The organism is Serratia sp. BW106 (assembly GCF_002607755.1).
GTDB classification, from domain to species: Bacteria; Pseudomonadota; Gammaproteobacteria; order Enterobacterales; family Enterobacteriaceae; genus Serratia; species Serratia proteamaculans.
This window is the reverse complement of sequence record NZ_MCGS01000009.1, coordinates 47,282-68,430: the sequence shown is the minus strand read 5'-3', so window position 1 is coordinate 68,430 and position 21,149 is coordinate 47,282. Positions and strand designations below refer to the sequence as shown.

At 53.6% G+C, this 21,149-nt stretch carries 21 protein-coding genes; 12 read left to right on the top strand and 9 right to left on the bottom strand.

Annotated features, from left to right (window positions below; translation table 11 throughout):
- The first annotated feature begins 2,759 nt into the window (after positions 1–2,759).
- From BEI65_RS07680 to BEI65_RS07635, 10 genes are all read left to right on the top strand, one after another.
- A complete protein-coding gene (locus BEI65_RS07680; RefSeq protein WP_099062813.1) occupies positions 2,760–4,586 on the top strand; it encodes a phage tail protein in 1,827 nt (608 codons plus the stop codon).
- A 1-nt stretch (position 4,587) separates the two neighbouring features.
- Entirely contained in the window at positions 4,588–5,142 is a 555-nt protein-coding gene (locus tag BEI65_RS07675; protein WP_099062812.1) for a tail fiber assembly protein, read from the top strand.
- A 143-nt stretch (positions 5,143–5,285) separates the two neighbouring features.
- Positions 5,286–6,455 carry a phage tail sheath protein gene (locus tag BEI65_RS07670; protein WP_012005308.1) on the top strand — a complete coding sequence of 390 codons (1,170 nt, stop codon included), beginning with the start codon at positions 5,286–5,288 and terminating at the stop codon, positions 6,453–6,455.
- A gap of 13 nt (positions 6,456–6,468) precedes the next feature.
- Positions 6,469–6,978: a phage major tail tube protein gene (locus BEI65_RS07665; RefSeq protein WP_006323695.1), complete on the top strand. Its 510-nt coding sequence runs from the start codon at positions 6,469–6,471 to the stop codon at positions 6,976–6,978.
- Between the two features lie 64 nt (positions 6,979–7,042).
- Positions 7,043–7,330, top strand: a complete 288-nt coding sequence (locus BEI65_RS07660; RefSeq protein WP_099062811.1) for a phage tail assembly protein — start codon at positions 7,043–7,045, stop codon at positions 7,328–7,330.
- Between the two features lie 20 nt (positions 7,331–7,350).
- The gene (locus tag BEI65_RS07655; protein WP_099062810.1) at positions 7,351–7,485 is read left to right on the top strand and encodes a GpE family phage tail protein; all 135 of its coding nucleotides are present in this window, start codon (positions 7,351–7,353) and stop codon (positions 7,483–7,485) included.
- Positions 7,478–9,535: a phage tail tape measure protein gene (locus tag BEI65_RS07650; protein WP_099062809.1), complete on the top strand. Its 2,058-nt coding sequence runs from the start codon at positions 7,478–7,480 to the stop codon at positions 9,533–9,535. Before BEI65_RS07655 ends, BEI65_RS07650 begins: the two co-directional genes overlap by 8 nt.
- A 12-nt stretch (positions 9,536–9,547) precedes the next feature.
- Entirely contained in the window at positions 9,548–10,009 is a 462-nt protein-coding gene (locus tag BEI65_RS07645) for a phage tail protein (protein ID WP_099062808.1), read from the top strand.
- A complete protein-coding gene (locus BEI65_RS07640; RefSeq protein WP_099062807.1) occupies positions 10,006–11,160 on the top strand; it encodes a contractile injection system protein, VgrG/Pvc8 family in 1,155 nt (384 codons plus the stop codon). Before BEI65_RS07645 ends, BEI65_RS07640 begins: the two co-directional genes overlap by 4 nt.
- Positions 11,161–11,249: 89 nt before the next feature.
- On the top strand, positions 11,250–11,468 hold the full coding sequence (locus BEI65_RS07635) for an ogr/Delta-like zinc finger family protein (RefSeq protein ID WP_017891661.1): 219 nt from the start codon (positions 11,250–11,252) through the stop codon (positions 11,466–11,468).
- Between the two features lie 155 nt (positions 11,469–11,623).
- Here the strand turns inward: BEI65_RS07635 and rplS are convergent, their stop codons facing one another.
- The 5 genes from rplS to ffh form a co-directional block, all read right to left on the bottom strand.
- Positions 11,624–11,980 (bottom strand): 50S ribosomal protein L19, encoded by a 357-nt coding sequence (rplS, locus tag BEI65_RS07630; protein WP_012005300.1) that lies wholly within the window; start codon positions 11,978–11,980, stop codon positions 11,624–11,626.
- A 78-nt stretch (positions 11,981–12,058) separates the two neighbouring features.
- Entirely contained in the window at positions 12,059–12,802 is a 744-nt protein-coding gene (gene trmD, locus BEI65_RS07625; protein ID WP_085120317.1) for a tRNA (guanosine(37)-N1)-methyltransferase TrmD, read from the bottom strand.
- Positions 12,803–12,854: 52 nt separating this feature from the next.
- Positions 12,855–13,403 carry a ribosome maturation factor RimM gene (rimM, locus tag BEI65_RS07620; protein WP_099062806.1) on the bottom strand — a complete coding sequence of 183 codons (549 nt, stop codon included), beginning with the start codon at positions 13,401–13,403 and terminating at the stop codon, positions 12,855–12,857.
- Between the two features lie 18 nt (positions 13,404–13,421).
- Complete coding sequence (gene rpsP, locus BEI65_RS07615; RefSeq protein WP_004932501.1) at positions 13,422–13,670, bottom strand: 30S ribosomal protein S16; 249 nt, start codon at positions 13,668–13,670, stop codon at positions 13,422–13,424.
- Between the two features lie 216 nt (positions 13,671–13,886).
- Positions 13,887–15,248, bottom strand: coding sequence for a signal recognition particle protein (gene ffh / locus BEI65_RS07610; RefSeq protein ID WP_099062805.1), 1,362 nt, complete (start codon positions 15,246–15,248; stop codon positions 13,887–13,889).
- A gap of 169 nt (positions 15,249–15,417) precedes the next feature.
- On the opposite strand from ffh, the gene BEI65_RS07605 reads away from it, so the two are divergent.
- Positions 15,418–16,209, top strand: a complete 792-nt coding sequence (locus BEI65_RS07605; RefSeq protein ID WP_017891659.1) for an inner membrane protein YpjD — start codon at positions 15,418–15,420, stop codon at positions 16,207–16,209.
- Positions 16,210–16,249: 40 nt separating this feature from the next.
- Positions 16,250–17,539, top strand: coding sequence for an HlyC/CorC family transporter (locus BEI65_RS07600; protein WP_157765436.1), 1,290 nt, complete (start codon positions 16,250–16,252; stop codon positions 17,537–17,539).
- A 68-nt stretch (positions 17,540–17,607) separates the two neighbouring features.
- On the opposite strand, the gene luxS is transcribed toward BEI65_RS07600, so the two are convergent.
- The 4 genes from luxS to yqaB all read right to left on the bottom strand — a co-directional run bounded on the left by luxS (position 17,608) and on the right by yqaB (position 20,926).
- Positions 17,608–18,123: an S-ribosylhomocysteine lyase gene (gene luxS, locus BEI65_RS07595; RefSeq protein WP_004950350.1), complete on the bottom strand. Its 516-nt coding sequence runs from the start codon at positions 18,121–18,123 to the stop codon at positions 17,608–17,610.
- Between the two features lie 166 nt (positions 18,124–18,289).
- On the bottom strand, positions 18,290–19,852 hold the full coding sequence (gshA, locus tag BEI65_RS07590) for a glutamate--cysteine ligase (protein WP_099062804.1): 1,563 nt from the start codon (positions 19,850–19,852) through the stop codon (positions 18,290–18,292).
- 82 nt (positions 19,853–19,934) lie between these two features.
- Positions 19,935–20,363: a YqaA family protein gene (locus tag BEI65_RS07585; protein ID WP_012005293.1), complete on the bottom strand. Its 429-nt coding sequence runs from the start codon at positions 20,361–20,363 to the stop codon at positions 19,935–19,937.
- Positions 20,360–20,926, bottom strand: a complete 567-nt coding sequence (gene yqaB, locus BEI65_RS07580; protein ID WP_099062803.1) for a fructose-1-phosphate/6-phosphogluconate phosphatase — start codon at positions 20,924–20,926, stop codon at positions 20,360–20,362. The genes BEI65_RS07585 and yqaB overlap by 4 nt, the downstream gene beginning before the upstream one ends.
- Positions 20,927–21,149 lie beyond the last annotated feature (223 nt).

Genomic DNA, 21,149 nt, shown 5'->3' with positions numbered 1-21,149 from the left:
GAGTTTGCTCGCCAGATGCTGGAGGGCCACTATCAATTTTTACAACGTAATACCGGTACCACTCTGGATTCGACCGAACAGCATTTTGTTCTCAATGAAGAACATATACTGGCCGACTCGCGCCATGAACGAGAGCTTTCCCGCATGGCGGGATTACCCAATGACGCCACCACCGAGGGACAGGCGTTACAAATCCTCGGTTATGCCCATGCCTATCTGGCGACCCAACAACAGAAGTATCTGGATCAGGCCATTGCCTGCTTTGACGCTTACGTAACTCATTTTTACGACGCTACCCCTATTCCGGAAACCCCTCAGCGGTGGGTCGCCAACTGGATCGTCAACGCCAAGGAGCCGGTACCGGCCAACTGGCCAGTGGATAACAAAGATCCTACACATAGCGGTTTCAAAGGCGTACCGATGGCCTTCACCAAAGGCAAGACGCAGGTTCCACAGGGTGCACCTTACTGGGGAGAGTATCTGGATATCGCTACCTTCGCCTTTGACGGTACCCTGGCCTGGGACGCCATCAATGCGCAGGTGCGTGCGGTTGACCCCACCGGCAACGTGGACTGGAACAGTGACGGCAAGCGCTACGACGTCGAGTGGATCATTAACTGGCAGGGTTATCAGATTAACGCCGACGGTGACATTCTGGCCAAAGGGCTGCCCCTCGCACAGTTTGGTACCGTTCAACTGAAAGACACCACACTCAGCGGTAGTCATAAACTGAACTTCGCCAATCGTCAGCCCGTCGAGCACGGCGGAGTCATGATTGAACGTAATCAGATCCAGCATAACCGCCCACTGCACGTGCCGGTCCCGCCCAATGCCATGGGCAATGCGGCTGACGCCGAGCTGTGGTTCGCCGATGCCTGCTACCTGCTGTATAAAATCACCGGTGAGCAGCGTTATTTCAAAGCCTGGAAAAGCGTTGAATTCACCGCTATGGAATACACCGATATTGATGCGCAGGATAAATTTTTCCGTCAGAGCCTGCATGCCAATACGCCGTTCACCGACGGCATCTCCTATGACTGGTCATATCCTGCCGATGCATCCGTCAGCTATGCGCGCAATGCCGAAGGCATGATTACACTGCGCAAAGACGTTGCGTCACAACAATCGTTGGAACAGCAATCGGTGTGGTTCCGCGTGAGCAACCAGTCCAAAGTTCGCACCACTTTCGGTGGTGTTGATGATCAAAACCAGCCTATTTCCTGCAGGCTACAATTGGCCATAGCACCTGAAAAGGATGCTGAACAAGCCACCGACTGGGGTATCGGTCTGCCGCAGTCTACCCAGGCGCAGGTAAAAACTTACGATATCGCACTGACCAGCCTGGCAGCACTGACTCGCGAGGATGGCAGCGATTATCTACTGGCCGATCTGCGGGCGGTGACCGATTACGGCGGTTGCGTGATTGGCAGTCGGTTTGAGGAACAGGTTTACGATCAACGCAGCGCAACGGTGATCAACGCCAGCTACCCCAACGATGACGCTGGCATGGTGATCGGCGCCTGGCTGACCACAGAGGAACGTTTTCCGGTAAACCAACTGGTTTATCGTGCTGATGCCGACTTCAATCTGCGGCTTGAGGACGACGATAAATGGCGCTGGTACTGGATGCTGCCCGCCACCGAGGGTAAATGGAAGTCGGCAACCTTTGACCCGGCGGCCGCGGTGCTGAGCGGCTATCAGCCAGACCATCAGGATGGCGATGAGAAACCTGCCCGTCCTAATTTCAGCACGGTTGATCAGGTCACTATCCTGCAGGATGGGAATGTGGCTAACGCCAACTTCAGTTACTACGTGCTGAATGATATACCGCCAACCTTCAGCGCCGACGACGGCTACACCATCAAATACCGCGTCACACTGCAGGCAGAAAACCCTTATACCGCACTATTGGGTGATTGCACCCTGCTGGGCCACCGCCAGGACAGCCTGTTCTGTACCCCTGGAGTGATCCCTTTCTCCAATATCTATCAGGCGGACAGCCAGCAATTCGACGGCTGGCACGGCATGCCTTATCCAGGCTACCAATACCCCTTCATTTTCGTGCATGCCGACGCCGATGCCGACGGCCTGATGCTCAACAACATGACCGAGTTCTTATGGCAGTCGCAGCAGTGGTACCAGCAGCAGTTTGGCGTATTGGGACCCGGTGCTTCCGCCTATATCTGGAATCGTTGGGACAACCTGAGCTATGGCAAAGCAGACAGTTGGACCATGTACCACTGGGGCGATGGGACGGCCTGGTCCGGTTATCAACCGCGAGCTTTCTTTGGCGCTGCACGCGCCTGGCATGAGCTGAAACTGGCGGGTAAAACACCACCTGCCAAATTGGTCAGCTATGTCGAAAACTGGCTGCACTGGCTGATCGGTTTTACCCAGGATTCCGGCGGTATTACGCCGACCGATTTCCCGATGACGGGTATCCCGCAACCTGACAAACATGACTTCACCGGCCATATGTGTGGTCTGTGGCTGGCCGGCGCCGTGCTGGCAAAAATGGCCGGCAGTGAGGTCGTGGGTACAGAACACTTTATCGAACAATGCGTTACAGAGTTACAGAAGAATTATCTCACCGGTGGGGATGTGATGGATGGCGCCTGGTCGCCGGCACCGCGTACCGGCACGGACAACGGGATGTTCTTCGGTTTTTGGTCGGGTGAAATCCTGCGCGGATTGAGCCTGTATGTGATGTACAAGAGCGGCCTCAACTATCCGGCCGACAAACAAAAGAGAGCAACGACATGACAGCAAAATACCGCGCCCTGCTCACCGATCAGGGCAAAGCGCTGCTGGCTAACGCCGCGGCAACCGGCCAGAAGCTGGAGATCACCCAGATGGCCGTCGGCGACGGCGGCGGTGCAGCCACCCTGCCCAGCGAAAGCCAGACCAGGTTGGTGAACGAAAAGCGACGCGCCGCGCTGAACTCCCTACAGGTTGACGCTAACAGCAGCAATCAGGTGATCGCCGAGCAGGTGATCCCGGAAGATACCGGCGGCTGGTGGATCCGCGAACTGGGGTTGTATGATAAAAACGGTGTACTGGTGGCCGTGGCCAATACGCCAGACACCTACAAACCGCTACTGGCCGAAGGGGCCGGCCGCACCCAAGTGGTACGTATGGTCCTGCTGGTCAAAGGCGATGCCAGCGCGGTGATTGTGGCGGACAAAACCGCCGTACTGGTTTCCCGCGATACGCTGGATGCCGCTATCGCCGAGCATGCGCGCTCACGTAACCACCCAGATGCCACCCTGCTGGCCAAAGGCTTCACCCAACTGAGCAGCGACATCAACAGCAGCAGCGAAACCCTGGCGGCGACGCCAAAAGCGGTGAAGGCGGTTAATGATGCAAGCGTCAAAAAAAGCAACAACCTTTCGGATCTGACCAACAAGGCCGTCGCACGTGGCAATCTCGCACTGGGTAATGCTGCAACGAGAAATGTAGGAACTGAAGCTACAAATTTGATGGAGGTCGGTGCGTTCGGCCTCGGCGCAGGCTCAAGACATCATGCCGACACCTACAGCAACCTTGGTGAAATTTATCGGGTCAACAGCACCTCAAAAAATTCGCCAGGAGGTGGTGTCTATGGCGTACTGAATCTCCCTTGCGATGGGGGGCCTTCCAGCGGGTATCTGGCGGTGCAGAATAATGGAACGGCCTACATCGGCAATTCCAGCACTCCGGAGAAACCGCTGACATGGTCCCGGGTTTATACCACGGGTTTTAAACCTACGGCGGCGGATGTTGGGGCCTACAACAAGGCCGAGGCCGACGGCAAATTTGTCAAACAGAGCGGCGACACCATTACCGGTGGTCTGACGGTAAATGGATCAACCACTATCTCAGGTGGACTTACTGCCAAGGCCAGTGTTGAACTTTACGGACCAACTCCATATATAGATTTCCATTATGATAATAACACCGGTGATTTTGATACCAGATTAGTTAATGATAATAAAGGCGTACTGTCTTTCCATGGTTCTGAGTATTATGTCAATGGCAAATTGAGCGCAACCGGCGACATTTGGTTCGGCGGTAAAATTAACATTGATGGTTCTCCTAATTTCTACAGCCGTGAATTTATTACCAAGTATGGGAATATGACCCTCACTGACGGAACCAGGCAAACCAATGGCTTGCGCCTGCAAGGCCAGGGGGATCTGTGCTCCGATCTTTACCATTCAGAAAAAATCGGTAGCTATCACGAATTCGGCATTCACGTAGCTAACGGTGGTGCTGATGGTTGGTTCACTTTCCGCAACAATGGTGAGTTTCGCGCAAATGGTACAATCTTTGCTTCGGGTGCAGCTTATCAAACCAATGGTGATATAAACGGGAGTATCTGGGGTGGCTATTTATCTAACTACCTTAATCAAAACTTTGTACGAGATATTCGCCTTGGTAATGTAGAAAACGCAGCATCTTGGAATGGCGCAGGGTATCTTGATAGCGCAGGTTACGTGCTGACTGGGGCAGCGAATAATAATAGAGATGAGTACATAGATGTAATTTACCGTCGCCCGCTGCAAAAGAATATTAATGGTAACTGGGTTACCGTCTGGAGCGTTTAAAATGAAGAATATAAAAAAATTCACTCTGACTGAGCCTGAAAGTTCAGAGCAAAAGTTACTGGCTGCCTCGCATGGTGTTTTATTTTTAAAGTCTGACAACGGCGATGATTGGTATGAATGCCAAAAGACATTTCGCAATGACACAATCAAGATAATGTATGATCTGAATGGTATCATTCGCTCAATCTCCAACAAACCGAATGCTGATGGGCATTTTGATGCATCTGGTTTTTTCCCGGAAAACATGAGCGTTGCCGAAATAGAGCAACTTCCGGAACATGCTGATATTGATGGCCGCTGGTTTTTTGACGGGACACAGGTTAAGCCTCGCACGTATTCAGTTGCGGAATTACAGCAGCAAGCTACAAATAAAAAACAGGATCTGAGTAAACAGGCTTCACTGCAAATTGCAACGCTCAACGACGCCGTCGAGCTAGAAATGGCGAGTGAAGAGGAGCAAAAGCGATTAACCGCCTGGAAAACCTATCGCGTTTTGCTCAGCAGGGTTGATCCTGGCGCAGCCCCAGATATCGACTGGCCGCAGCCACCGCAATAATCGCATTATCAGCGCCCCGCCCGGGGCGTTTTTTTTATCTTGATTTTCCTGCTGTTGTACCAGTTCTCATACATACCCAATGAGATGCGCGGCCCCATCGCGAAGGGCATTCTGTTGTTACCAACCACAAACGGAGTAATGCTATGGGTGATTATCACCACGGCGTGCGTGTCCTCGAAATCAATGAAGGCACCCGCGTAATTTCCACCGTCTCGACGGCAATTATTGGCATGGTTTGTACTGCAGAAGATGCCGATGCAAGCCTGTTCCCTCTCAACACTCCGGTGTTGATCACTGACGTCCTGGCCGCCAGCGGCAAGGCCGGCAAAAATGGCACCCTGGCACGCTCGCTGCTGGCGATCGCTGAGCAGGCCAAACCGGTCACCGTCGTGGTACGTGTGGCAGAAGGCAAAGACGAGGCTGAAACCACCTCCAATATCATTGGCGGTGCCGATGAAAACGGTAAATACACCGGCATGAAAGCCTTGCTGGCGGCACAGGCCGAACTGGGCGTGAAGCCACGTATCCTGGGTGTCCCGGGCCACGACAATCTGGAGGTGGCAACCGCACTGGCCGGTATCTGCCAACAACTGCGTGCCTTTGGTTATATCAGCGCTTACGGTTGCAAGACCGTCTCCGACGCCATCAAGTACCGCGCAGGCTTCAGCCAACGCGAACTGATGCTGATCTGGCCGGACTTTGTTAACTGGAACACCACCACCAACAGCAGCGACATCGCATATGCCACAGCTCGTGCACTCGGTCTGCGCGCCAAGATTGACCAGGAAACTGGCTGGCATAAAACCCTGTCCAACGTCGGCGTCAACGGCGTCAGCGGTATTTCAGCCAGCGTATTTTGGGATCTGCAAACCGTCGGTACCGATGCTGACCTGCTGAACGAAGCCTGCGTCACCACCCTGATCCGCAAAGATGGCTTCAAGTTCTGGGGCTCACGCACCTGTTCCGACGATCCATTATTCCAGTTCGAAAACTATACCCGCACCGCGCAGGTATTGGCTGACACCATGGCTGAAGCTCATCTGTGGGCAGTTGACCGCCCGGTTACGCCAACGCTGATCCGCGACATGATCGACGGCATCAAAGCCAAGTTCCGCGAGCTGAAATCTGCCGGGCTGATCATTGATGGCGACTGCTGGTATGACGAGAGCGCCAACGATAAAGAGACCCTGAAGGCCGGCAAGCTGTTTATCGATTACGACTACACCCCAGTACCGCCGCTGGAAGATTTAACCCTGCGCCAGCGCATCACCGACCGTTACCTGGCGAATTTCGCCGCGTCCGTGAACAGCTAAGGAGACCTGAATCATGGCACTGCCAAAAAAACTGAAATACCTGAACCTGTTTAATGACGGCTTCAATTATATGGGCGTGGTCTCGGCTATGACCCTGCCAAAACTGACTCGCAAGCTGGAGAAATTCCGCGGTGGCGGTATGAGCGGTGCGGCGTCGGTCGACTTCGGTCTGGACGACGATGCGCTGGTGGTCGAATGGACCATGGGCGGCATCGATGAGCTGGTGCTGAAACAATGGGGCCGCGTCGATGCGGTACCACTGCGCTTCACTGGCTCTTTCCAGCGCGATGACACCGGCGAAGTATCGGCGCTCGAAGTGGTCATGCGCGGTCGCCACAAAGAAATCGACAGCGGCGACTTCAAGCAAGGTGAAGACACCGAGACCAAGGTTTCTACCGACTGTACCTACTTCAAGCTGAGCATCGATGGCAAAGAGCTGATCGAGATCGATACCGTCAACATGATCGAAAAAGTTGACGGTGTGGATCTGCTGGCGGCCCACCGCCGCGCTATCGGTCTGTAATTTATCACTTCAATGGCCAGCCGCAGTGCTGGCCCTGTTTCCCCTGACAATCATTGGATATCCCATGGAACTGAATACCTCCCCAGAAAACACCGTAATGCTGGAAACCCCGATCAAACGCGGCGACAGCGAGATCCGTGAAGTGCAGGTCACCAAACCGAACGCCGGCAGCCTGCGCGGCATCGGCCTGGCGGCACTGGCCAACGCCGACGTCGACGCCCTGATCACCATCCTGCCGCGCGTGACCTATCCAAACCTGACCAAAGAAGAGTGCGCGCGCCTGGAACTGCCGGACCTGATTGCGCTGGCCGGCCAGGTGATCGGTTTTTTGTCACCGAAATCGGCCGAGTAAACATCGACCCCGTTCTGACCGTGGACGACCTGATGGCGGACATCGCAGTGATTTTTCACTGGCCGCCATCGGAGATGAACGGCATGACGCTGACCGAGCTGATGGACTGGCGCTATAAGGCCCTTCAACGTAGTGGAGTAAAAACAGATGAGTAGCAGCGGCAGCAAAAAAACGTTGGCAAACGCGGACACCAGCATCCGCAACCAGCAAAAGCGGCTAAAAACAGAACAAAAAAACCAGGCTCAACTAACCCAATTACTGAAGATAAAAGCGGCGCAGGCCGACGTACTGATTGAGCTTGATGCGATTCAAAATACCCGTATGGCTTTGCCCGCGTTTTTATCTTCCCCCAAAGATATTGAAACGGCACAGCAGGCGAATCTCAATCACGTCGTGCAAAAGGCCCGTGGAGCCATTTTATCGCTCCAGCAAGGCCATCTGGAAAAACAGCTCCAGGGCAAAGGGATTGATACCGCCAATTTAACCGGCGCCCAGCAACGCTCACAAGAAAATTCAGAGACCGCCCAAAACCTTCTTAGCCGCCAACAACGCGCCCGCCAAAAACTGAGTCAGCAAAGACGCACAGAAGTGCTTGGTGATTTTCAAACCCGACAGAACGGAATTGGAAAGATTCACGATGTTGCTTCAAAGGGGTTGGGACTGGCAGGTACTGCCTTCAACACCGGTAAAGATTTGCTGGCACCGGGTATGAAGTTTGAACAGCAGATGTCCGGTGTGCAGGCACAGTTAGGATTAAACAAAGATGACCGCCGGTTAACAGCCCTGCGCCAGCAGGCAACCAGCAGGGTGTCCAAGGGACAGTCTCCGCAGGAGGTCGCTGAAACGCAATCCGCTTTGGCCGCCGCTGGCTACAACCCTAAGGAAGTTTTGGCTGCGGCCCCCGCAGCACTGAATCTGGCCAAGGCCAGCGGCAGCAGCATCGAGGAGGCAGTAAAAGCGCTATCGGGTATCCAGCAGGCCTTTCAGCTGCCGGCCGATCAGGCTGGAAATATCGCCGATATAATGGCCAAAGCCAGCAGCAGCTATCAGTGGAGCCTTGATGAGTTCGATAAAAAAATACGGACCGCCGCACCGGCAGCCCTCCAGAGTGGACAGGGCCTGGAGCAAACCGCCGCACAGTTGGCCCCACAAGGGCACAGCCTGGGGAGCGTTGATGGCGCTGCTCAGGCGATGGTCACCGTACGGGGGGATAACCTGGATGGCGATATCAAGAAACTGTTCGCCTCCTGGGACAGCATCCGTATCGACCTGTTCGATGGGCAAAACTCAGCCCTACGGCAGTTGACGCAAACCGCAACCGGCTGGCTGAACACTCTGGGCCAATGGTCAAAAGAAAACCCCGCGTTGGCCAATACCCTGATGACGGTAGCCATTGCCGTAACCGCACTGATTGGCGGCCTGTCAACCATAGGTACCTTTATCGTGCCGGCGCTGAGCGCCATTAATATGCTGATGGCCGGTGCGGGTCTACTGGGCACCGTATTCACTTCCGTTGGCGGCATGATAGCCGGAGTCTTTGCTGCCCTCAGCCTGCCCATTGTCGCCGTAGTCGCCGCGATCGTCGGAGGGGCCGCCTTAATCTATAAGTATTGGGAACCGATTAGCGCCTTTATCGGCGGAATCGCGGAAAGTTTCAGTACGGCAATGGGTCCTATTGGTGAGGCATTTTCTCCAGTGATTACAGCCTTCAACAGCGTCATGGACAAGTTAAAACCGGTCTATAACTGGTTTATGCAATTATTAACGCCGATAAAAAGCACTCAGGAAGAACTGAACACCGCAGCGGCTTACGGAAAAATACTGGGCGAATGGCTGGTTTGGGCATTCAGGCTGCCCGGCGATGCGCTTAACCAGTTGATTGGCTTAATCGGCAAGGCGCGAGGCATCATTGATTCGGCCATTGGATGGTTTAGCAATGAAAAAAGCGATCCAACCTCGGAAAAATATGACAGTAGCCTTTCCCCCAGCGGTGGTGTGCTGAGCTTGGGCAACGAAAACTATCGTGCCGTTCGCCCAACCGCTCCCCCTAACCTTTCGGATAACAGCGTACTGACCAATAACATCGCCATCAACGTACCGGAGGGAACGACCCGTGACGAAATGGAACGTGTCGTCCGTTCAGCCATGATGGACATCGAAAATACTCGCCGTAATCAGCACCTCAGCGCTTATGCGCAGGTATAAGGAGCCAGACTAATGATGCTAACACTGGGACTGTTCGTATTTATGTTACGCACCCTGCCCTACCAAACCATGAACCGTCAGCTAAGCTATCGCTGGCCGACAGGAAGTCGCGTCGGCCAAAGGCCAAGTGCTCAATTTTTGGGCGTGGATGGCGAAACTATCACCTTAAGCGGACAACTGTTGCCTGAGCTAACCGGTGGGCGGCTATCTTTACTGACGCTGCAAACCATGGCCGAACAAGGGCGTGCCTGGCCGCTTATTGAAGGCAGTGGCACCATTTACGGTATGTTCGTGATCGAGAAAATCACTCAGGACAGCAAAGAATTTTTCGCTAACGGCCAACCACGCCAAATTTCCTTCACCATCACATTAAAACGCGTGGATGAATCGCTGCATGCCATGTTCGGTGATTTGCGTCACCAGGCTGGCGACCTGTTAGCGAAAGCGCAAAAAGCGACGGGAATGTCATTATGATCGCCGATGTTTATCAGCCTATGGGGGCCAAGCCAGCCCCCGACTTTATCCTGACGCTGGCAGATAAGGATATTACCAACGATATCCGTCAGCGGCTGATCTCGTTAAACATGGTAGATAATGGCGGCCTGAGTGCCGATCAATTGAACATTAACCTGGACGACAGCGATGGCCTGATGTCCCTGCCCAGCCGGGGGGCCATTCTGGAGTTGTTTCTTGGCTGGAATAACTCGGCGCTGGTAGGCCAGGGCAAGTTTATTGTCGATACTATCATCCACTCTGGCGCTCCAGATCTCATCTCAATCACAGCCCGTAGCGTTGATTTTCGCGGCTCGCTGAACGAATCCCGCAGCGAGTCTTATTCAGACAAGACCTTTGGCGAAATCGTGCAACAAATTTCAACGCGTAATGGGCTGAACGCCCCCTATTTGAGCGATGAGTTGGCCGCAATAAAGATTGCGCATATCGACCAAACCAATGAGACCGATGTTCAATTTCTTTCCCGGTTGGCCTTGGCAAATAGTGCACGAGTGACTATCAAATACCAGCGCCTGCAGTTTATCAAACCCGGGTTTGGTCGTAGCCCGCTTGGCGAGCCAAACCCTATTAAAACACTGACCCGCAGTGACGGCGACACTCACCGTTTTGAACTGAAAGATCGCGGCGGTTACACCGGTGTCAGCGCCAGTTGGCTGAATACCGAACATCCGGAGCAAGCCAACAGCAGCGTACAAGTAGAACGGGAAATCCCGCAGGCAAACGCCAGCACATCCCGGCATCCTGCCGCCAAATTCGCTGACAAAACAGCTACCGCTCCACAGCAAACCAGTAGCTATATGGTCGGTAAAGAAAAGCAGGTCTGCCACATTGCAAAAATCTATCGTGATAAAGAAACCGCCATGCGGGCTGCTCAGTCACTGTTTGAACAATTACAAAGAGGGATCGCAACCTTCAGTATCAGCCTGGCCACCGGGCAGCCAGATCTGTTCCCTGAGACCCCCATCCGAGTTTATGGTTTTAAGGAGGCTATCGATCAGCAGCTGTGGGTGGTTAATAAGATCACCCATACCTTAAGCAACAGTGGCTTCTTCAGTAATCTGGAACTTAACGTCTACATCGAGGGTGTTGAGATCACTACCAAAGAAAACTAATCTCGATTTCGACAATCAAGCTTGCTTTTGCAAGTTATTGGGCTATTATAAGTCATATAACTTGATGCAGTCGAAAGAGGGATTCAACTATGATGCACTGTCCACTTTGCGGTAGCGTGGCCCATACTCGTTCCAGCCGTTACCTGAGTGAAGCGACCAAAGAGCGCTATCACCAATGCCAGAACATTAACTGTAGCTGCACCTTCGCCACGCACGAGTCCGTCGCTCGGGTGATTGTAAAGCCTGGCGATATTATTCCGGCTCAGCCGCACCCGGAAAAAGCCAAGCCGCGCGCCGCCGCGCTGTAATGCAAAGAGCCTGCCACCGCAGGCTTTTTTATGCCTGTCGTAACTTACTTTTACAAGAATCAAATCTTGCAAATACGACCATTGGATTTTAAGCATAAAAAAAGGGGTCGGCATATTGCCAACCCCTTCATAGTTATTAACTTTTGGATGCAGCGTTAGCCGACGCGGTTCAGACGCTCTTTGATACGAGCAGACTTACCAGTACGCTCACGCAGATAGTACAGTTTGGCTTTACGAACGGCACCACGACGTTTAACAGCAATGCTGTCAATTACTGGTGAGTGAGTCTGGAATACACGCTCAACACCTTCGCCGTTGGAAATCTTACGAACAGTGAATGCAGAGTGCAGACCGCGGTTACGGATAGCGATAACCACGCCCTCGAATGCCTGCAGACGTTTTTTGCTACCTTCAACGACCCATACCTTCACTTCCACGGAATCACCCGGACGGAATGCAGGTACGTCTTGCTTCATCTGCTCTTGTTCAATTTGCTTAATAATGTTGCTCATAATATGTCTCTTACCCTAGGTAAACTGATATATCGGTCCCGTCGAGCCAATTGCTCAGACGTTCCCTTCATAGTCCTGCTACTTGGTCTGATGTTCCCGTTGGAACTCAGCCAGCAACACCGCTTGCTCGTCAGTCAGAGCTAGGCTTTCCAGAAGTTCAGGTCTTCTAAGCCAGGTACGGCCCAGCGACTGCTTTAAGCGCCAGCGACGTATCTCGGCATGGTTGCCCGACAGTAGAACTGGCGGAACCTCCATCCCTTCCAACACCTCAGGACGGGTATAGTGCGGGCAGTCCAGCAATCCATCGGCAAAAGAATCTTCTTCTGCTGAAGCCTGATGGCCCAGCACACCCGGTATAAAGCGGGCAACTGAATCGATCAGGGTCATTGCCGGCAGTTCCCCGCCGCTGAGAACGTAATCGCCGATTGACCATTCTTCATCAATTTCGGTTTGGATTACGCGCTCGTCTACCCCTTCATAACGACCGCACACCAGAATCATCTTCGGGTTGGCCGCCAGTTCGCACACGCCGGTTTGATCCAGCTTGCGCCCCTGAGGTGACAGATAAATCACCTTTGCTCCCTCGCCTGCCGCTGCTTTTGCTGCATGAATGGCTTCCCGCAAGGGTTGCACCATCATCAACATTCCCGGGCCGCCGCCATAAGGGCGCTCGTCCACGGTACGATGCCGGTCGTAGGTGAAGTCACGTGGACTCCAACACTGCACGCTCAGCAGGCCATTTTTTACTGCCCGGCCAGTCACCCCGTAATCGGTGATCGCGCGGAACATCTCAGGAAACAGGCTTACAATACCAATGAACACAAGCCAATCCCCATACTGTCATTCCACTTGTTTCGACCGTTTAATTCGGAGGTCAAAAACCAGGATCCCAATCTGCTTCAATCACGCGAGCAGTGAGATCGACTTTCTTGATAACCTGCCCATGAAGAAACGGGACCAACCGCTCCTTCATGCCGAATGCATCTTTCAGGTTAGCTTTAACAACCAACACATCGTTCGAACCGGTTTCCATCATATCGATGACTTTACCCAGTTCGTAGCCGGTGGTTGTGACTACCTGGCAGCCCATAAGGTCTTTCCAGTAGTAATCATCACCCACCAACTCAGGAAGTTGTTCCGAATCCACCAGGATCTCGCGATTGGTCAGTAGATTCGCAGCATCCCGATCGTCAACGCCTTTGACTTTGATGATCAGGTCCTGACTGTGGCGCTTCCAGTCTTCCAACTCGACAAGCTGCCATTGACCCGCCTGCTGGATAAACCACGGCTGATAGTCAAAAATGCTTTCGGCGTTCTCGGTGGATGAAAATACTCTGAGCCAACCACGGATGCCGTAAGTAGACCCCATTTTACCGAGTACAATCGGCTGCTTAGGTGCTACCGGTTTGAGTTGCTTGCTCATTGCCACCACCGCGACAGATTAAGCTGCTTTCTTAGCGTCTTTGATCAGCGCGTGAACGCGATCAGAAACAGTTGCACCCAGGCCGACCCAATGTTCGATGCGGTCCAGGTCCAGACGCAGTGCTTCAGCCTGACCAGATGCGATCGGGTTGAAGAAGCCTACGCGCTCGATGAAACGACCATCACGAGCATTGCGGCTGTCGGTCACTACTACTTGATAGAACGGACGCTTTTTTGCGCCGCCACGTGCCAAACGAATTGTTACCATAACATCCTCTTTAGTTAATAAAACAGCCGGGCCCCATTGAGGGAACGGGGCCCGGTTGCAATATAAAAAGCCCGAAAATTTTACTCATTTTGGCGCAAAAAGCAATCGAAAGCGTAGATCGTCGTCAACTACTTTTTATAGCCAGTAATATTTCGGGCGGTTTTCACCGCGAACGGCAAATGCTTAAACGCGCTCACCCCAGAGGGCAAGCGGCTGTCAGCGGCCTGGGAAGCCCGGCGGCATCATACCTTTCATGCCGCGCATCATCTTCGCCATTCCGCCTTTCTTCATCTTTTTCATCATGCGTTGCATATCGTCGAACTGCTTTAACAAACGGTTAACATCCTGCACCTGCATGCCGGAACCTACCGCAATACGACGCTTACGCGAACCTTTGATAATTTCCGGCTTGGCGCGCTCTTTCAGCGTCATCGAATTGATCATCGCCTCCATACGCACCAAAACCTTGTCGTCCATCTGCGATTTCACATTGTCCGGCAGTTGGCCGGCACCGGGCAGTTTACTCAGCATGTTGGCCATGCCGCCCATGTTACGCATCTGCTTCAGCTGCTCCAGGAAGTCGGTCAGATCGAAACCGTCACCTTTCTTCAGCTTGTTAGCCAGTTTTTCCGCCTGTTCGCGGTCAACTTTGCTTTCGATATCCTCGATCAGCGACAGCACGTCGCCCATGCCGAGAATACGCGATGCTACGCGGTCCGGATGGAATGGCTCCAGCGCTTCGGTTTTCTCGCCGACACCGAGGAACTTGATCGGCTTGCCGGTAATGTGACGGATGGATAACGCAGCACCGCCGCGCGCATCACCGTCAACTTTGGTCAGCACCACACCGGTCAGCGGCAGCGCTTCGTTAAAGGCCTTGGCGGTGTTGGCCGCATCCTGGCCGGTCATGGCGTCGACCACAAACAGGGTTTCCACCGGCTTAATCGCCGCGTGCACCTGCTTGATCTCGTCCATCATCGCTTCATCAACGTGCAAACGGCCGGCGGTATCGACGATCAGAACATCGTAGAACTTCAGCTTGGCCTGTTGCAGCGCACGGTTAACGATATCGATCGGCTTTTCTTTAACATCGGACGGGAAAAAGTCGATGCCGACACTCTCCGCCAACGTTTCCAACTGTTTGATCGCCGCTGGGCGATAAACGTCGGCAGAAACCACCAACACTTTTTTCTTCTGTTTTTCTTTCAGGAACTTGCCGAGCTTGGCGACGCTGGTGGTTTTACCGGCGCCCTGCAGGCCCGCCATCAGCACCACGGCCGGCGGTTGCGCCGCCAGGTTCAGCTCGGTGTTCACTTCGCCCATCGCGGCAATCAGCTCGTTCTTGACGATTTTGACGAACTCTTGCCCCGGCGTCAGGCTTTTGTTGACTTCATGACCTACCGCGCTCTCTTTTACGCGGTTGATAAAGTCCCGCACCACCGGCAGCGCAACGTCCGCTTCCAGCAATGCCATACGCACTTCACGCAGGGTTTCTTTGATATTTTCTTCGGTCAGCCGCCCACGGCCGCTGATATTGCGCAGGGTGCGCGACAAACGATCGGTTAAATTTTCAAACATCGTCTCTTGCTCAACGTGTAATAACAGGCCGCTCTGGCGACATAATTACGGCGATGATAACACGAAGCGAAAAGGATCTCTGCCTCAGCGTTGGAGATCGGTTGGAGTGGGACGCGCTCGACGCTATACTGACAATCCCATTCACCACGCCGAAGCAAAATTAAACGCTATGCCAGTTTTCTCCATTGTGGCTTTGATCGCCTACCTGCTCAGCCTTGGACTGATTATTCCCAGCTTGTTGCGGAAGAATAGCGCATACCGTCGGCTTGCTCTCGTCTCAGCAGTGGTGGCGCTGGTTTGCCACGCCATCGCACTGCAGCAACGTATTTTTGATGTCAGCGCCGGGCAAAACCTCAGCTTGCTGAACATCGGCTCGATAGTCAGCCTGATCATCTGTTCGGTCATGACCTTCGTTGCTTCACGTGACCGCGGCTGGTTCCTGCTGCCCATTGTTTACAGCTTCGCGATGATCAATCTGGCCTTCGCCAGCTTTATGCCAGGTGAATTTATTACCCATCTGGAAGCCAGCCCGGAACTGATGGTGCACATTGGCCTGGCGCTGTTTTCCTACGCCACGCTGATTATTGCCGCGCTGTATGCGCTGCAACTGGCCTGGCTGGACTACCTGCTGAAAAACAAAAAGCTGTCGTTCAGCGCCGACATGCCGCCGTTAATGAGCATCGAACGTAAAATGTTCCACATCACCCAGATCGGTGTCGTGCTGCTCACGCTCACGTTGTGCACCGGCCTGCTGTATATGGATAACCTGTTCAGCAAAGAAAACGTGCACAAAGCCGTCCTGTCGATCATGGCATGGTTTGTCTATATCGTTCTGTTGTGGGGCCATTACCATGAAGGCTGGCGTGGCCGCCGTGTCGTGTGGTTCAGCTTTGCCGGCGCCTTTCTGCTGACGCTGGCCTACTTCGGCAGCCGTCTGATCCAGCAAGTGATGGTTCGCTAAGCCCTCAGGCTATCTTTCTCCATACATAAGGAATACCGCGTTGGAGCACGTTTCGACAGGAACCCTGATCATTGTCCTGGTGGTTATGATCGTGGTTTCCGCTTACTTTTCAGCATCCGAAACCGGCATGATGACGCTAAACCGCTATCGTCTCCGTCATCTTTCCAAGCAGGGCAACCGCTCTGCCCGCCGGGTCGAGAAGCTACTGAAAAAACCGGATCGGTTGATTGGCCTGGTGCTGATCGGCAATAACCTGGTCAACATTCTGGCCTCAGCGCTGGCAACTATCGTCGGTATGCGTCTGTATGGCGATCTCGGCGTAGCTATCGCCACCGGTATCCTGACGTTTGCCGTGCTGTTGTTCGCCGAAGTGCTGCCGAAAACCTTCGCCGCGCTTTATCCAGAGCGCATCGCATTCCCCAGCAGCGTTCTGCTGGCACCGCTGCAGAAGGTCATGTTCCCGCTGGTATGGCTGCTCAACGGTATCACCACGCTGATCTTACGCCTGTTTGGCATCCATACCGACGTGCGCGTCAGCGACGCCGTCAGCAAAGACGAGTTACGCACTATCGTTAATGAATCCCACTCGCAGATTTCTCGTCGCAATCAGGACATGCTGATTTCAGTACTGGATCTGGAGAAGGTGACGGTCGACGACATCATGGTGCCCCGCAACGAGATCGTCGGCATTGATGTAAACGATGACTGGAAGTCGATCATGCGTCAGCTTACCCACTCACCGCACGGCCGCATCGTGCTGTACCGCGGGTCGCTGGATGATGCTATCGGCATGCTGCGGGTGCGTGAAGCCTACCGCCTGATGACCGAGAAAAAAGAGTTCAACAAAGAGAACCTGTTGCGCGCCGCCGACGAGATTTACTACGTGCCGGAAGGCACGCCGCTGAACGTCCAACTGGTGAAATTTCAGCGCAACAAAGAGAAAGTCAGCATCGTGGTGGACGAATACGGTGATATTCAGGGGCTGGTGACGGTCGAAGATATCCTGGAAGAGATCGTCGGTGATTTCACTACCTCGATGTCGCCAACGCTGGCGGAAGAGGTCAATCCGCAGAGCGATGGCTCGGTCCTGATCGACGGCACCGCCAACGTGCGCGAGTTGAACAAGGCATTCAACTGGACACTGCCGGCCACCGATGCACGAACCATTAACGGCATGCTGTTGGAAGAGCTGGAAGAGATCCCTGAGATTGGCACCCGGGTTCGGGTAGGCCATTACGACGTTGATATCCTCGACGTGCAGGACAATATGATCAAACAGGTGCGGGTCACGCCAATAAAATCGCTGCAATCCAGCGTCCAGCAACACTGACCGCCCGCCAGAAAGGAAAAAAGACGCGAACATCGCGTCTTTTTTTATCGCTGTAGCCAGGTGACGAACTAGATGTGCAGTTCCTGCAATTTCTCTTTCGGCAACGCCAGCTCTTCGTTGTGGTTCACTACCACGTCATGATCAAGAATGTGCTTGGCGATTTCCTGTGCTTCTTCCAGCGAGTGCATGTGGTAAGTCCCGCACTGGAACTCATTCAGCTCAGGAATTTTGCGCTGATCGGTCACTTTCAGCACGTCACTCATCGCGGCTTTCCAGGCATCGGCAACACGCTGCTCTTCCGGCACGCCAATCAGGCTCATGTAGAAGCCGGTACGGCATCCCATTGGGGAGATATCGATAATCTCAACGCCCTGGCCATTCAGATGGTCACGCATAAAGCCGGCAAACAGGTGTTCCAGCGTATGAATGCCGCGTTCAGGCATCACTTCCAGATTCGGACGGCAGAAGCGCAGATCGAATACGGTGATGGTATCGCCATGAGGAGTTTTCATGGTTTTCGCAACGCGGACAGCCGGGGCTGCCATGCGGGTATGGTCTACGGTGAAGCTATCCAGCAGTGGCATTTCGTTACCTCCTCGTAAAAGTGTATTTATTTCGAAACTTTTTTATCTATCCAGGAAACCTTTTCCAACTCAGCGAGTCTGAATATGTGAAAGACGCGCATTTGTTATCATCATCCCTGTCATCAGAGATGCATATTTGGCCACATTGATGTGGCCTTTTTCTTTTTCAGCTCCCGCCATGTTGCTTCAGGAACTCTTCAAAGCTTAGCGTATCACTGGCTTCTATGTTGCGTTGACGCTGCCATGAGGCTTCCTGCTCCTTCGCCAGTTCGGCTTCAGTCAGGATTTCCAACGGCTCTTCCATCAGCATCTGACGGTATTGCTCAGCCAGTTGCAGGCCTACACGACCGGTCCCCTCTTCCTTCATCGCTTTCAGAATACGGGCAGAGAATGTCAGTTCCGGATCGTCAAATGCCGCGACCAGTTCGTCACACACCTGCTGGTACTGGCGATCGCCGGCTTCACTATCCAACACTTCCGCCACGCGGCGCAAATCGTCAAACAGCGCTTTGCCTACTTTTGCCAACGGCTCACGGCTGTCATCACAACCGATGCCAATGGTCTGACCCGGTTTACGCCCTTCGAGGATCACCCGGTTCCAGTTTTTGCGCGTACACAGCAATTCATCGCTGCTCATCTCCGGCGCATCGGCCAGTACACACCACACCAGGAACAGGTCCAGGAAACGCGCCTGCACCGCATCTACGCCGATTGGCGAGAACGGGTTGATATCCAGCGAGCGAACTTCAATGTATTCGATACCGCCCCGTAGCAGCGCATCTGACGGTGTCTCACCACTTTTAGTCACACGCTTCGGCCGGATCGGCGCATAGAGTTCGTTTTCGATCTGCAGTACGTTACTGTTCAACTGCAGATGGCGGTCACCGTCTTTCACACCTAACTTGGCAAACTCTTCTGAAGGCGTGACAATCGCCCGCTTCAGGCCTTCAACATAGCTTTGCAGATCGTTGAAGGTGATGCCCAGATTACTTTGCGATTTATTGGTGTAACCCAGATCGCTCAAGCGTAGTGAAGTGGCATACGGCAGATAGCACATACCCTGTTCGGTACGCTCAAACGGCAACGCAGTTTCACGCCCTTTCAGGAACGAAGAACAGATCGCCGGCGATGCGCCGAACAGATACGGGATCACCCAGCCAAAACGATAATAGTTACGGATCAGACGGAAGTAGCCCGCTGAAATCTGCTCCTTACCGCTTTCGGCATCTTTAACACCAGCCCATGCTTGCCAGAATTCCAGCGGCAGGGAGAAATTGTAGTGCACGCCGGAAATGGTCTGCATCAGCGCGCCATAGCGGTTCTTCAACCCCTCACGGTACAACGTCTTCATGCGGCCAATATTCGACGAGCCGAACTGCGCCAGTTCAATGTCCTGCTCGGCTTCAATAAAGCACGGCATACTGAGCGGCCACATGCGCTCCTCGCCCAGATTACGCGCTACGTGACGATGAATATCACGCAAAAACGTCAGTAGGTGATCGAGGTTGTCGTCAACCGGCGTAATAAACTCTAACAGCGCCTCGGCAAAGTCTGTGGTTATCCAGTGGTGCGTTAATGCCGCCCCCAACTTCTCCGGATGTCCGGTTGTTGCAAGCTTTCCGTCTTCGGTGACACGCAGCGTTTCACGCTCAATGCCGCGACGAATGCCTTTTAATGCATGGGGATGGGCTTCCAACCAAGAAAGCGCCTGGGATACGTCCGGGATCAAATTGACCTCCCGCTTCTAAAAACAAGAACTCGTAAGCATACTGAATCTGCACCCGAGAGAATATTGAGTTATATTCACGTCGTTAATGCCACCAGGCCATTCCCTGTAACGTTATCATAGTCAAAATGATGTAACGCAGCGCCTTTCCGATACACAGAAACAGCGCGACAGGGCCCCAGGGCATGCGCAGCCAGCCTGCCAACACGCACAACAAATCGCCCACCACCGGCACCCAACTGAGCAACAGCGCAGCCGGGCCAAAGCGTTGCATCCACCCCAGTGCTGTATCCAGCCCTCGCTGTGGTTTCAACGCCGGTAACAGGCGCCCGATAATGACATTGGTCAGCCCACCAAGCGTATTGCCCAACGTCGCGGCCAGCACCAGCAATTCCGGTGAGACACGACTGTTGGTCAGCAAGGCGACCAAAATAATTTCTGAATTTCCCGGCAACAACGTCGCACTGAGAAAGCTGCCGCCGAATAACGACATCACGGCCAGCGTACTACTCACAGCGTGCGGACATCTACCACAGCCATATTGGCGCTTTTCGCCGCCTGGATGCCGAAATCTGCGTCCTCAAACACCACACATTTCTCTGGCGGTACGCCAATCAGTTCGGCGCAACGCAGGAAGGTGTCCGGCTCCGGCTTGTGACGCTGCACGTCGTCAGCACCCACGATCGCATCAAAGCAGTGGAACAGGCCCAGATGACGCAGCAGGGTTTCGGCCATACGATGCTCACTGCCGGTACCCACTGCCATCGGGCGGCGGCCATGGTAGGCTTTCACCACCTCGATCAATGGCAAGGGCTGTACGCTGTCCAGCAGCATTGCTTCTACCGCACGGGTTTTCTCTGCAGCCAGATGGTGAGGATCAAGATCAGCCTGATGGCTGGCAATAATCGCCTGGGCAATGCGCCAGGTCGGAGAACCGCTCAACGCCATCACCGCTGGCTCATCAAACGTCATACCGTAACGGGACAACACTTCACGCCACGCCTTACGGTGCGTCGGCTCAGTATCGAGAATGGTGCCGTCCATGTCGAAAATAAGACCCTGATAGCGGTCGTACATCGTTACTCCATGAGCGTTGTGGAAAGAAAACTACTTTAGCGTAAAGCCGGAAGGTTGTCGCTGATCGCGTAATAGCGGAATGTGCTGTGCGCAAGAGTAAAGATGGTGGGATTACAGTAGCGTATCGCCGAATGCCAGAAAGCGAAAAACCCGCCAAGGCGGGTTTTTCTTAGATGGTGCATCCAGGAGGATTACTCAGCGTAAACGCTTCGCCCTGCGGGCC